The organism is Acidaminococcus sp. BV3L6, assembly GCF_000468835.1.
Lineage (GTDB): Bacteria > Bacillota > Negativicutes > Acidaminococcales > Acidaminococcaceae > Acidaminococcus > Acidaminococcus intestini.
Genome location: NZ_AWUR01000048.1, coordinates 51,132 through 65,294, shown reverse-complemented (window position 1 = coordinate 65,294; position 14,163 = coordinate 51,132). Strand labels below are relative to the sequence as shown.

The 14,163-nt window shown below is 44.7% G+C and carries 12 protein-coding genes; 3 read left to right on the top strand and 9 right to left on the bottom strand.

Going from position 1 to position 14,163, the window contains the following annotated elements:
• Nucleotides 1–397: 397 nt before the first annotated feature.
• From HMPREF1246_RS09085 to HMPREF1246_RS09050, 8 genes are all read right to left on the bottom strand, one after another.
• Entirely contained in the window at nt 398–1,099 is a 702-nt protein-coding gene (locus HMPREF1246_RS09085; protein WP_021737317.1) for a GntR family transcriptional regulator, read from the bottom strand.
• 32 nt (nt 1,100–1,131) lie between these two features.
• Nucleotides 1,132–2,103: a C-terminal binding protein gene (locus HMPREF1246_RS09080; protein WP_021737314.1), complete on the bottom strand. Its 972-nt coding sequence runs from the start codon at nt 2,101–2,103 to the stop codon at nt 1,132–1,134.
• Nucleotides 2,104–2,118: 15 nt separating this feature from the next.
• On the bottom strand, nt 2,119–3,390 hold the full coding sequence (locus HMPREF1246_RS09075; RefSeq protein WP_021737310.1) for a TRAP transporter large permease: 1,272 nt from the start codon (nt 3,388–3,390) through the stop codon (nt 2,119–2,121).
• 2 nt (nt 3,391–3,392) lie between these two features.
• Nucleotides 3,393–3,884: a TRAP transporter small permease gene (locus HMPREF1246_RS09070; protein WP_021737281.1), complete on the bottom strand. Its 492-nt coding sequence runs from the start codon at nt 3,882–3,884 to the stop codon at nt 3,393–3,395.
• Between the two features lie 62 nt (nt 3,885–3,946).
• Nucleotides 3,947–4,966 (bottom strand): TRAP transporter substrate-binding protein, encoded by a 1,020-nt coding sequence (locus tag HMPREF1246_RS09065; protein ID WP_021737309.1) that lies wholly within the window; start codon nt 4,964–4,966, stop codon nt 3,947–3,949.
• Between the two features lie 35 nt (nt 4,967–5,001).
• Nucleotides 5,002–5,406: an aconitase X swivel domain-containing protein gene (locus HMPREF1246_RS09060; protein WP_014129110.1), complete on the bottom strand. Its 405-nt coding sequence runs from the start codon at nt 5,404–5,406 to the stop codon at nt 5,002–5,004.
• A 1-nt stretch (nt 5,407) separates the two neighbouring features.
• Nucleotides 5,408–6,613 (bottom strand): aconitase X catalytic domain-containing protein, encoded by a 1,206-nt coding sequence (locus tag HMPREF1246_RS09055; RefSeq protein ID WP_014129111.1) that lies wholly within the window; start codon nt 6,611–6,613, stop codon nt 5,408–5,410.
• A gap of 737 nt (nt 6,614–7,350) precedes the next feature.
• Entirely contained in the window at nt 7,351–8,277 is a 927-nt protein-coding gene (locus HMPREF1246_RS09050) for a LysR family transcriptional regulator (RefSeq protein WP_021737339.1), read from the bottom strand.
• Between the two features lie 182 nt (nt 8,278–8,459).
• On the opposite strand from HMPREF1246_RS09050, the gene HMPREF1246_RS09045 reads away from it, so the two are divergent.
• From HMPREF1246_RS09045 to HMPREF1246_RS09035, 3 genes are all read left to right on the top strand, one after another.
• Entirely contained in the window at nt 8,460–9,350 is an 891-nt protein-coding gene (locus HMPREF1246_RS09045; protein WP_016459958.1) for a DUF6282 family protein, read from the top strand.
• Nucleotides 9,351–9,377: 27 nt separating this feature from the next.
• Nucleotides 9,378–10,691, top strand: a complete 1,314-nt coding sequence (locus tag HMPREF1246_RS09040; RefSeq protein WP_014129115.1) for an SLC13 family permease — start codon at nt 9,378–9,380, stop codon at nt 10,689–10,691.
• A gap of 169 nt (nt 10,692–10,860) precedes the next feature.
• Entirely contained in the window at nt 10,861–11,778 is a 918-nt protein-coding gene (locus HMPREF1246_RS09035; protein ID WP_021737344.1) for a LysR family transcriptional regulator, read from the top strand.
• A gap of 75 nt (nt 11,779–11,853) precedes the next feature.
• On the opposite strand, the gene HMPREF1246_RS09030 is transcribed toward HMPREF1246_RS09035, so the two are convergent.
• The gene (locus HMPREF1246_RS09030) at nt 11,854–14,157 is read right to left on the bottom strand and encodes a hydratase (RefSeq protein ID WP_021737338.1); all 2,304 of its coding nucleotides are present in this window, start codon (nt 14,155–14,157) and stop codon (nt 11,854–11,856) included.
• Nucleotides 14,158–14,163 lie beyond the last annotated feature (6 nt).

The following is a 14,163-nucleotide window of genomic DNA, read 5'->3' as shown; positions in this document are numbered from 1 at the left end:
CGTCTTTTGGGCCACGGCCGCCAATTTCATGGCTCCGGCCATGTCCGTGAGGCCTCCCCGGGTAAGAACGCACTCTTTCTCTCCATTCACCTGCCGCATCTACCCTTTGGGATTCCGAGTCGTTATGGGACTTCGGTCTGTTTGGTAGCTTTATCTATCCCGAATTGCCCTTATGCGGTTTCTGTTCGTCAGGTCAGAGATTTGCCTGCACCTCCCTTCAGATTCCACCTCACGGTGTTGCCTTTGGTGTTCGGCTGTGACTTTCCCACGACAAGGGCAGTCTAGGAACTTTCACCTTTAAGAGTGCGCCCATGCTGGGCGCACAACCAAGCCGGTCATTGCAGCGCTGTTGCAATGACCGGCTTGTTCGTTTCCAGACCAACCCAGAATGGAAACTTCACATATTATTTTTCTGGTATCTTTGTAATAATGCATCAAACATAACAGCAAATGACCATTTTAGGTGTTCTTCCAGAAGAAGTTTTGCCCTTGCCAGATTTTTCATTGCGATGGCTTCCAAAATCTCAAGATGCTGCTTCGTGCTGGTTTCAAAGGTATCTGTAATCTGGTATGCCTGCAATTGCCTGACATTGATGCGTTCTGACAAGCTGGGCATTAACCGCCGAATATAATGGTTAGATGTATAATCGACAATCATGTTATGAAATTGGTTATCGAGTTCATACATCATTTCCGGAGATACCAGGCTCTTGTCTTTTTTATAGAGCGCCAATGCATTTTGAAAACTCTCACACGCTTGCTGAACCATTTTTTCACTCAAGTTATGAATCGTTGTTTCAAGCGCCAAGACTTCCAGAACAGTCCTCACGTTATAGATATCTCTCATATCCGCAATAGACAGTACATTAACAAGTGTTCCCCGGCCATTTAGGGTCGTAACAAAATTCTCACTTTCGAGCTTGCTAATTGCATTTTTGACCGGTGTTCTTGAAATCCGCAGTTCGTTGGCAATGGATTGCTCTGTAATGACATCCCCTTGATGAATCTTTCCACTGATAATCTGCTCCTTCAGATAGTTGTAAGCCTCTTCTGCAAGGGACAGTTTCTTGATTTTTCTTGCTTTATAGGGAGTGTTCATTATCGCCTCCAATTCCCACCGCTCAGGTGTCATCAATTCACTAGGTCACGAGGTCTCTTGCCAGCAAGCATATTTTCCAAGTTTTCCAAAGCTCGGTCCTTCAGTGCCTTGAAAGATTCAATGGAAATATATGATACATGCGGAGTTACATAGATATTAGGAACATGGAGGATGGGCTCATCCCCTGCAGGGGGTTCTGTTTTTATAACGTCGAGAATGGCCCCGCCAATTTTTTTACTTTTAACCGCATCTATCAAAGCATCTTCACTGACGACCTTTCCACGGGAAGTGTTGATAAGCCAAGCGGTATCTTTCATATAGGAAAGTGCTGCCGCATCGATCTTATCCGTGTTTTCATCACAGCCTTTTAGATGAACACTGATATAATCAGACCGCTTGAAAATATCTTCCCAAGAAACTTTTTCAACGCCAAGATTGGACATCGTTTTTTTGTCTACGAAGTCATCGAAAGCAATGACATGGATACCCAGTGCTTGAGCACGTTTGGCTACTGTCTTTCCAATGACACCCAATCCTACAATACCCAGCGTCTGGTTTTCAAGACGGTGTACCGGTGAAAGAGCCGCCATGGCCCCCCATTTCCCCGCCTTGACATCTTCTACAACCGTACGGCTGTAAAAAGCCAGCCCTTTGTTGACAAAATACATAGCTGCGACAACATAGTCCGCAAGATCCTCTGCACAGTACCCACTGATATTGGTTACAGAAATATTTTTAGTCCGTGCGGCAGCGACATCGATGCGATCATAACCGCCGCCATACACAGCAATGCCTTTGCAGTTTTCCAAGCGATCAATAGTACTTTTAGGAATGGACGCATACACTTGGGCAAGAATCCCGTCCGCGCGATAGCCAAATTCCTTCAGGTCCTTTTCATAATCATAAGTGGAATGACGAATTTCAACACCTGGATACTTTGCTTCAAGCACTTCTTTTTCTACATCATAGTCTTTCCATTCTTCGTCAATGATCCAAATCAGCATAACAAGTTACCCTCCTTATTTCAAGAAAATGGTCGTAACCGATGGAATATACGTAACCGCGCCGAGAACAAGAATCAGCGCACCAATCAGCATAATGAGTTCCTTTGACAAGGCCTCCATTTTGACCTTTGAAATGGCTGTTGCAACAAAAAGGTTGATGCCATAAGGCGGTGTGCAGAACCCAATGGCAAGATTCATGGTCAACATGATGCCAAAGGTAATGGGGCTCATGCCAAATTTCCTACAAATCGGCAACAGAATCGGCGTCAAAATGATGGTTGCAGGAATGTTGTCAATGAACATACCGACAAGGAGCAGGAGCAGGTTGATGAGAAGGAGAATGACGAATCCATTTTGGCTGATACTAGTAATGAACCCGGCAATCTTCATCGGAATCTGTTCCATGGTCAAGAGGGCGGCAAAGGCGGTCGACAGACCAACCATGAACGTCGTCGCCCCGTTGATAACAATGGCATCCTTGAGCGCCTTATAGGTGGAAGATCCATCCAGTTCCTTATAAACGAAACGCCCTACGACATAGGAATAAACAACAGATATAACGGCTGCTTCCGTCGGCGTAAATTTGCCGGAGTAGATACCGCCCAAAATGATAACAGGGGAAAGAATGGCCCAAATTGCATCCTTAAACGTGGCCCAAATGACACTGGCACTGGGTGGTTCCGTGCTGCCTCGATAGCCGCGTTTTTTCGAAACAATAAAGCACACAATCATAAGGGCGACGCCCATTAATATGCCTGGAAGGAAGCCTGCTGTAAAAAGACTGGTAATGGATGCGCCTGAAACCACACCATAAATGACAAAAGGAACAGAAGGAGGAATAATAACCCCGATGGTTCCTGCCGCTGCAGTCAGTGCAGCGGAAAAAGGCTTGCTATAACCATGCTCCACCATTTGAGGAATCATGAAAGCCCCCACTGCCGATACGGTTGCTACTGCAGAACCGGAAATTGCTGCAAAAAACATACAGACAATAATGGTGACCATACCAAGTCCACCCGTAATATGCCCAATGAAGCATTCAAAAAAATTGACCAAGCGTTTTGCAATCCCGCCGCCGCTCATTAGGTTACCAGCGAGCATAAAAAAGGGGATGGCCAAAAGAGGAAACGAGTCCACACCAGCAATGCTGTTTTGAGCAATCATAAGTGTCGGCATGGATGTAAAATGCAGCATAGTAACGAGGGTTACCATACCAATCGCGTACCCAATCGGGACACTGAGCATGAGCAATAAAATAAAGAGCCCAAACAAAAATACAGCTTCCATGATTATCCCTCCCGCCCATTATTTTGGGACACGCAGCGAGTATACAAGCTGTATACTAAGCGCAGGCTTAAAAAGAAGGATGCCACAGGCAGCGCTGCATATACATAAACAAGAGGTGCCCGCATCCCAGAAGAAAGGGTATTTCGGGAAACCATGGACTGACAGAGGTCGGCGCCCTTTACTACTAGAAAAATGTTAAAAGCAAGCCACGTAGCCTCTACAAGAATTCTGAGCATATTTTTTGCTTTTTCACCAGGAAGCCAATTATAGATCATCTCCACTTTGATATGTTCTCCGTAAGCAAAGGCAAGGTCAGCCCCAAGCCAAATCTGCCAAATGAAGATATAGCGGGATAATTCCTCAGACCAAGACAGGGAGGAATTAAAGGCACCTCGCATAATGATTTGGAGAAAGATCAATAAAGTGTTGAATATCAGGCTTCCAATAAGGACCTTTTCTTCAATATAGGTCCATTTATTGAGTACGGCCTTCATAGCAGTCCTCCTTCTAATAGAGGGACTATGAAGCAAACGCCTCAATAGCCCCTATTCCCTACTTATTGATTATATTTTTCACACAGGTCAAAGAGCGCCTTACCAAACTTAGCTTCATACTTGTCATACATAGGCTGCAGGGCCTTTCTCATAGCAGATTTCTGATCAGCTGTCAGTATGTTGGTCTGCAGCTTGCCAATCGTTTCCAAATCTTTGATGGCCTTTTCGTTATCTGCAAGTTCCATCTTGCGCTGTTCATCTACATATGCTTTTGCTTCTTCCTGCAGAATCTTCTGGTTGTCGGCAGAAAGGGATTTGAACTTCGCATCGTTAATGAGGAACGCCAAGAAATTATGAACATGTTCATCAATAGTGGAGTACTTCTGAACTTCATAGAACTTATTGGCAAAAGTCAGGGATGGTAGATTTTCCTGAGCTTCTACCGTACCTTGCTGAAGTCCTGTGTAAAGTTCCGTAAAGCTCATCGGAGTCGGATTAGCACCCAGCGTTTTATAAAAATCGATGAAGATTGGACTTTCCATGACGCGCATCTTAAGTCCCTTCAAATCTTCTGGCGTTACGATTGGTTTCACCTTGCTCGTTGTACTCCGAGGGCCATTATAGGAATACCCTAGAATATCGATTCCCTTGGAGGCAATCTTCCCGTTAAGTTCCTTCCCTACATCACCATCGAGCGCCTTAAATGCGGCTTCGCTGGATTTAAATAGGTAAGGCATGTCAAGGACACCGAATTCGTCATTATAGGTTGTCAGAACAGACGTGGAAGGCAAGGCCATATCGAGCGATCCCGTTGCAACCGCTTCGGAAAGCTGAACATCGCCGCCTAGCGCACCATTTGGATAAATTTCAATCTTGAGACTGCCTTTGGACCGTTCTTCTACTTTCTTTTTGAAGTTGAGGAGTGCTTTATGGGTAGACCGGTCTTCCGGTTCTACATGACCAATTTTTAAAACTGTTTCAGAAGCCTTGCCGGCCTCTTTCTTTTCCCCGCCACATCCGGCCAATAAACCAATACTTACCAACAAAGATAGGGACAAACAAACCAGTTTGCTTCTTTTCATAGGAACGCCTCCTTAACAAATACTCATAGAATCGGTCAATCCATAATGGTCACAGTTTCATGATCAGCATCAATAATGACAGTGTCTCCCTCCTTCACGGTTTGATAAAATTCGGGCTCAACTTGAGAAACCATGGGAATCTCAAAGAGAATCGCACTGGTTACGAGCACAGTTTCTGGATGTTCAACAATCATGCCTTTGGGCTGGGAATTTTCCTTCATCAGCTGGAAAAGACCGTCAGCCTGTACAACAGAACTGCCTTTCCCGCTTGGAAAAATCATAATTTTACCAGAAATACTCTTGTGCTCCAAGCTATGTCCTTCTTCAATCACAACACCCGTTTTGGGGTCAATCAGATAGAACATGACATCATCTGTGGAAATGATAGCTGGCCCTTCGCTGCGGCCATCCGAGATTTTATGGCATTTAAAAGATTTCATGTTATTTGACCTCCCCTGCTACGGCCGATTCGATACAAGTATCGAGGTCGCGAATGACAAAGCGGATTCCCCTGCGCTGCGGATAATACGCACATTTCGGGGATTCCGTAATTCCGATTTTACCCTTCAGGAAGTGCCAGCACGGCTGATCCGGGCATGTATCAGGAATAACATGGGCACCAAGAGCCTCCAGTTCATCATAGATTCCCGTACGTTTGGTCATCTCGCATACATGTTCACCCGAAAGGATATACATCGGGACAGCAAGTTTTCGACCATTAAGCTGTTTCAGGATGTGATCACATTCATGGAAAGAAAAATGCGGACAGCCAAACATGGCAAAATCAATCGGCTGATGACCAGGAAGAGAAATGCTTTCAAGAACCTCCGCCAAATCATCATTGGTAATCGTCACGACCCGTTCAGGCTCCTTCCCTCCAAAGGCAGTCTTGATATCAGGAGCTTCCGGCGTAAATCCTGGAATATGATACATATCATAGGAACCAGATGTATTGAGTTCAGCCCCTAAGTTGCGGAGCGCTTCCTTGGTAATATTCTTTGGCAGTCCGGCAAAAACCGGAATCCCATGACCAATCTTCTTCCCGCACATACCAAGGATATGGTAGTCTGCATCGCATTTAATATCCGCCTCGACCTGTACGAGGATATTGCCATGACGGTTTTCATCAAGAAGAAGGCCATATTCAGGAACATACCCCGTAATTGAAGCAAAGAGTGCCGAATTTGCACCTTCCCTGTTGGAACGAGCCCCCCAAATCGAATTCACATAGGGTGTAGCACTAGATTCCGAGAAGGCACATATTTCGCCAAACAAAGGAACATTCGTATCCATATAAGGTGTGCAATTATAGCTAAGTTCAGCACCCAATGCACGATATGCCCTATCTGTGCGTTCCATCTCCTCGTAGTCCTTATTCGTTACAACCCCCATCTTCTTAAAATAGCTTAGGCAAAAGCCGGGGTTGACCGTCGGACGAACGCGGCACTTAGCACCTAATCCAGCAAGCTTTTCTGCAAGCCAGCGATCTGCGTCCTGATTACTTAGCGCTACGTGGGCTCTAGTAATAGGGACCATTCGTTCCGCACCAAAAGATTCGCCAATCGCAACCTGGACTTTCATGGCAAGTTTTGCGCCCTCACCAAATTTACCATCCAATAGGTCTTGCTGGTCCTGTGTTAATTTCATCAACTTTCCCTCCCTCTTAAGCTGTATACAGGTCGAATGCATCTTTGATGCACCCAGTATACTCGAGGACAAAAGAGGCAAGCAAATTTTTGAACGTTTAGCACATGCGATCGGCTTATCTTTTGGTTTTTTATTACTTTAGTGTAACATATGCAATGGTCAGGAACACATTTTCCTATTTTTGATTGTTCGCTTTTATCTAAGTCATTAAATTTACTCTCTATTATATAACGATCAGCTTAGGATTTATTTATTTTATGACTATATGTTTTAAAATTATTCATCAAACTGATTTAGTTATTTAAAAATAAGAAACTGAATTCAGTGATACAGTATACAAAATCCATTAAAATCGCCATTTTTGGTTGTTTAAGCCCAGAAATCAGAACTAACACCATTATTTTTGTTTCTTTTTCCGCTGATCATTGCCCTATAGCGAAAAATAATCCTGCCGCAATTCAGATGAAATGCGGCAGGATTATTATCTGTCTATTTTTATTTTAATATCTTATGAAATGTTCCATTTTATTATTTTTGTCTAAATTTATCCCATTAAAGCTTTTTAAGCTCATTTTTCAAGGTAAGTTCAAGTGTTTTCAGTTTTTTACTGCCAATAATATCGTTCAATCCATATCGAACATTTTTCACATAAATAAGATTTCCTTTTTTCGTTTCCTTCAACTGATAACCCCTCTACCGACCATTCGCGCTGAGATAGAAAATCGCTCTTATCTTGTTTACCGATTTGGAGTCAAAACTTCTTTCATCACATCAGCAAGAGCCAAGGCGGCCTTAGAATGATAGCCACCTTTTGGCATGGCAATCGAAAGCTCAACAGAAGTTCCATCTTTTCCTAATGAGATAAATTCAGCGCCCTGGAAATATCTCCGAGAGCTGTAATAGGTAAAGGCAAGGCCAATTCCCCCGGATCCCATTGAAGCCGCAAACAAAGCAGACAGATTTTCATTATGGACAATCGGGGAAATATGATGGCGGGCAAATATTTCACGTGCTTTTTTCCCGAGGATGGTATCATAGCCGCTTAAGATAAATTCATATTGCGAAATCTCATGGATATCAATGAACCAAGGCGGCGTCTCTTGAAGGTTATGCCGAGTCCCTTTCCTGACTTTCTTCATAATGGGATGATGGGGATGCGCAATCAAACAGACTTCATCGTCCATAAGAAACGCTGAGTCAAGATTTTTCGCTGCTTTCCCAAGAACAAGCAGAGCCAGATCGAGGTCGCCGCGCTGCAGCATATACTCTAGGTCCACAGAATCTCCCTCAACAATATTGACATGCACTCCGGGGTATTTGTTGGCAAAAGCAGTAATCACGGGTGGCAGCAGATAAGATCCTCTAAAGGTGCTCACACCAAGGATGACTTGTCCACTATGAAGTTCACTGATATCCTGCATAGCATCTTGGACTTGATGATATGCATTGATCGTTCGATAAGCAAATTCAAGGTAGAGCTTTCCCGCTTCCGTTAATCTGACTCCCTGATGACGCCTTACAAATAAGGGATATCCCAGAGACGTCTCCAAGGTCGTCAAATATTGGGATAGACTGGATTGGGCCATATAAAGCCGTTCTGCGGCTTTTGAAATGCTCTTTTCTTCAGCGATGGCGATGATATATGAAAGTGTACGGGTATCCATCAATAAGCCTCCAATACGAATGATTTTTACGTTTTTCTTAGGCAGTATCTTTCCGTTCCGCTATTTAATTCATCGGTTTTTCCTATACATATTATAACAAATTATCTGATTCTTATATATTTTCCTTTTTCTTATAATGAATTCATGAAATCGTCGAATCATTCAAAAAAGGGGGATAATCCATGAGTCGTGTTTCTTTAAAAGGTATCTGTGATATGCATGTCCACACCAATCCAGATCTGCGTCATCGGGCCTATTCAGATTTGGAGCTTGCTGACGCGGCCGTCCGTGTTGGGGCGCGGGCCATCGTCATCAAGAGTCATCTTGGGTTCACGGTCAATCGTGCGGCAATTGCTACTGAGTATGTACAGAAACGGTATGGGGACAAGACCAATTTCACCATGTTCGGCGGCGTTGTCATGAACAAAATTATCGGTGGCATTAACCCTGAAGCGGTCGAAAAGGGACTCAAACTGGGGGCAAAAGTGATTTGGCTGCCGACCCAATCTGCCCGGAGGCATCTGGAAAAATTGGGGCAAGATCCCAATCAAGGTATTACACTGGTTGAAAATGGCAAGGTTGTACCCAAACTAAAGGACATTTTTCAGCTCGTCAAGGATCATGATGCCGTTCTAGCAACAGCCCATGTTTCACCGGAAGAAGCCTTTGTTGTCGTCGAAGCAGCCAGAAATGCAGGGGTAAAGAAAATCGTCATCACTCATCCAGAATGGTGGGTCTGTGACTATACGATTGAAGACCAGATTCGCCTAGTCAAAGACTATGATGTCATTCTGGAACGCTGCTATGCTCAAAATATGGGGAAAGGTCAGCCTTACCACCTAAATCTCAAGGACAATGCAACCCTCATCAAAGAAATCGGCTATCGCAACATCATGGTGGCCACTGATGGCGGACAGGTTGAAAATCCAGATTGGGAAACAGAAATCTACGAATACATGCACTATCTTGTGGAAGCGGGAATTCCTGAAGAACAAGTCTATTACATGACAAAGACCATTCCTTACCGTCTGCTCGGCATTGATGATGAACCAGAAGGTGCCGTAAAAGACTGATTGACTTGTGAAAGGAGCCTGATCAACATGTTAAGCGCCATTATCATTGCGGCCATTGCCGTTGCTATTTTTCTCGGTTATAAGACCAAACTGAACACCGGTCTCTTTTGTATTGTTTTTGCCTACATCATTGGATGTCTGATCATGGGACTCAAACCAAAACAAGTCATTTCTTTTTGGCCTGTGAGCACAATGTTTGTCATCCTTTCCGTATCCCTCTTCTATAATGTCGCCGCAATCAACGGGACGCTGGAAAAGATGTCAGGATCCCTGCTTTATTCCTGCCGAAAATTTCCAGGTATGCTTCCCTTTGCTCTATTTGCCGTAGCCGTCATCCTTTCCATTATGGGAGCAACGTATTTCACCGTCCTAGCCTTCCTGGCTCCCATTACGATGGTCATCTGCGATGAATCCAAAATGGATAAGCTGACAGGCGCTATTGCCATTAACGCGGGGGCCCTTTGCGGTGGTGATTTCCCGACCTCAAATCTAGGCGTCATTTTCCGCGGTCTTGCTGACACAGCCTATGAAGCCAACAAGAATTTAGCAGCCCTCGATACCTTTGCCATGGAAATGGAGATTTTTCTCTTTTCCCTCGTCTTTTCCGTATTACTGATCACCATCTTTAAATTTGGGGTTAAAGCCAATCGAAATATCGGGGAAGGGGTAGTCTTTAAGAAACCTGAAGCATTTACGGGAAAACAAAAGACAACCTTGACCTTGATGATTGTCATGATGATTGTTGTTCTTGCCTTCCCCTTGCTTAAGATTTTTATGCCATCTCAGCCCTTCATCAAGTACATGGCGGGAAAAATTGATGTTGGCCTAGTTGCCATCATCTTTGCTGTCATTGCCCTGCTTCTTGATTTGGCCCCACAGAAAGAGGCCATTGCCAAAATACCTTGGAACACTATTGTCATGATTGCAGGCGCCGGCATGCTGATTGCCGTTGCCGTCAAAGCAGGAACCATCACCATGCTGAGCAACTGGGTCGGAAGCAACGTGCCAAAGCCCTTGATTCCAATCGCCTTTTCCATCATCGGGGCCATCATGAGCTTCTTCAGCTCGACCACAGGTGTTGTAACGCCAGCACTCTTCCCGCTCATTCCTGGTCTTGCCAGCTCTACGGGAATTGCCGCACCGGTTCTTTTCGCCTGCACGGTACTCGGTGCACAGTCCAGTGCCATTAGTCCCTTCTCCTCTGGCGGATCCCTGATTCTTGGTTCCAGCCCGAAAGAAGAAGACCGTAATGAGCTCTTTAACCGGCTGCTTCTTATAGCTGTACCGACAAGCGTCATTTGCTGTGCCCTGTTCAACTTCGTTGTTGCCTTTATCTTTTAAAAGACGCAGGGGATATTGCCTCACGCAATATCCCTATTTTTCTGTTCCCAATACAAGTCCTACCTCAGCGAACCACCAGAAGCCTCTTTCTTGTGCTCTATTTTTATTATAAAATGGTTGTAATATTCCGACTCTGAATCATGAGCCTTTTCTTTACAAGGAGGACACCATGGATTTACATGAGCTCCAATACATTATTACCGTTGCCGAGTGCCAAAGTGTAACTAAAGCCGCTAGAAAGCTTTATATATCTCAGCCATCCCTGAGTTACGCCATCTCTCAGGTAGAAAAAGCGGCAGGGATGAAGCTTTTTGACCGGAATCACCAGCCAATTACACTCACTGAGGCTGGTCGTCTTTATGTAAAGATGGCCCGCAATATCCTTCGGGAACAGGGAGAACTTGCAAGCCGTCTGGCAGATCTGAAAAACAGTGGTTCAGGGCAGATTCATATGGGAATTCCGGCTGAAAGAGCGGGTTATATGCTTCCCTACGTACTTCCAACTTTCCGTAAGGAATATCCTGATTCCGAATTCATCATCAAAGAAGCGGGAACGGAAGACCTCATGGAGATGCTTCTTGCCGATAAAGTCAATTTTATTATCTGCCCTTGGAACGATGAGGTGCCTGTAACTGTCGTCAAGGATCTCATCTATGATGAACCAATGCAGCTCATTGCGACGAAAGATGGTTTTCAGGATGATATGTTTTATGACAAAGAAAAGCGGATCTTGAGCCTAAAGAAAATTGCCGCTTTTCCGTTCATCGGCATCAAAAAACGACACTCTGTTACGCGAGAAGTTCAAAAGATCTTTGAAAAGTCTCAGATTGAACCTCATATAATCCTCAAACTAGAAAGCAGTACAGCTGCCGCCCAACTTGCTGCAGCTGGCCTAGGTTACACAATTGTTCCCGGAAGGTGTGCCCGAAGCTTAGGGCCCGACTATAAAGCGTATTGCTATCGGTATGACCATTATCCCCTTAGTCTACGTGTCTGCGTTCTTTATAAGGACAATACGTATCTCAATAAAGCGGAACGCTATCTAATTAATCTTCTTAAAAACCAGTTTAAAGACATGTTTGACTGATAGAAAAAACCAGGTGAATATTCTGGCATCATGCCTGCGTTCACCTGGTTTTAAGTTATATCCAAAAAGATTCAATCAGCTATTTTTCTTTTGACGATTGAAATTGATGAGGCATCCATCTTTAATAATTTTCTTTTCTTCCTCCGTCAGCGCATTTATATAGAGCATAATTGGGAGCATGTTCCCACCTTTAACAATGTAGGCCGGGATGTTCTGAAGGTCCGTCTCAAGCGTCTTACGAATATTCGGCACAAAGATGTAATCGTCCACCTCAAAATCAGTCGTTTTCCCTTTAAACTGGAATGGTAGCATACCCCAGTTAATCACGTTGCTGCGATATCGTTTAGTTGCATATTCCTGTGAGATGTTGGCTAGACCGCCAATAACGCGCTGGCAGCTTGCAGCCTGTTCACGAGCACTGCCATCCCCAGGCTTATTGGCATAAATCACGGATCCAATTTCTGTATTCTGAAGGGAGACATGGGACCACTCATCATACTTATGAAGTGTATCCAAAACAACTGCTAAATCAGCATCTTCTTTTACTGGGTCAAGACCCTTTTCACGAGCAATCTCGAGTTCTTTTACCATTTTTGTACGGCCTACATATCCAGGATCCCGGCGACTTAAGGTAAATTCAGCAAGGCCAAGGGGGTTGGAGCGGAAAGAAGACGTTTCACCGGAAGGAATGAGTTCATCCGTTGTCGTAACCGGATCCTCAATCTTGGAACAAACCTTCAAGAGGATATTTTCTTCCAGCTGCGGAAGTTCTGGCCAATCCTTGATGTTTGGCCCGTAGAAAAGATTTTCATCAGGATTTGCTTTCCCAAAGCCATAATAAACGCGAGCTTTGTATGGGGCTTCATTGAAATGATAAGCGGGTACTTCGTCAAAAAGATCTGCGTAAGCTTCTGCCGACGTAAGTGCGCCGCCATTTGCAGCCGTTGCCGCAATGCTTCTTGCATCCATGAGTGCTACAGCAGACATCTGCCCCTTTCCTGGCTTGCTACCCTCGCGGTTCGGAAAGTTTCTCGTTGTATGACGAATGGAAAAGCCATTGTGATTCGGCGTATCACCAGCACCAAAGCAAGGACCACAGAAAGCCGTCTTGATGACAGCTCCCGCCGTCATCAGGTCCGTTAGAATACCCTTTTTAGCAAGATCCATATAAACGGGTATAGACGAAGGATAGATATTGAGGCTGAAATCCCCTGCGCCGGTAATTTTCCCTCTCAGGACGTTGTTAGCTCGTACAACATTGGAATAGTTACCACCGGCACATCCACCAATGACACCTTGCTGGACGTGGAGCTTTCCGGCCTTAATCTTATCGACCAATGAGTACTCCGCCCGACCTTGACTAATCTTAGCAGCCTCTTTTTCGGTCTCCCGCAGGATATCCGCTAAATTCGCATTCAGTTCATCGATTTCATAGGCATTGGACGGATGGAAAGGCAACGCAATCATAGGTTTGACTGTGCTGAGATTGATGGATACGCAACCATCATAATAAGCCACATCGGCCGGATTCAGTTCCTTATAATCACTCTCGCGGCCGTGCTCCTTGAGGAAGGCCTTCGTGTCACTGTCCGTCCGCCAAATTGAAGAAAGACATGTCGTTTCCGTAGTCATGACATCAACAGAATTTCGGTAGTCCGTAGACATTGACGATACACCCGGTCCTACAAATTCCATGATCTTATTTTTCACATAGCCATTTTGGAATACAGCTCTGCAAATTGCCAAGGCAATATCGTGAGGACCGACCCAAGGCTCTGGTTTTCCGGTGAGATAGACAGCAACAACCTGAGGATAGGGATTGTCCCACGTATCCCCTAGAATCTGTTTGTCGAGTTCCCCACCACCTTCGCCAACAGCTATGGTACCTAGGGCACCATAGCGAGTATGGCTGTCGCTGCCAAGAATCATCTTGCCGCAGCCAGCATACATTTCACGCATATACTGGTGAATAACTGCAACATGGGGAGGAACATAGATGCCACCATATTTCTTAGCTGCAGAAAGGCCAAACATGTGGTCATCTTCATTGATTGTTCCACCCACTGCACAAAGGGAATTATGACAGCATGTTAGAATATAAGGCATGGGAAATTTATCCATGCCGGAAGCCTTGGCAGTCTGGATGATGCCGACATAGGTAATATCATGGCTTGTCAGTGCATCAAATTTAATCTTCAGATGCTTCATATCACTGCTTTGATTGTGCTTTTCCAAAATGCGATAGGCAATAGTTCCTTTGTGGGCTTCTTCCTTATCAACCTTACGCCCCAGAATAGACTCAACCTTCTTGACTTCATTTTCAGGAATGAGATTTTTCCCATGAACTAAATATATGCCGCCGTTAGACAACTGAATCATTATCTC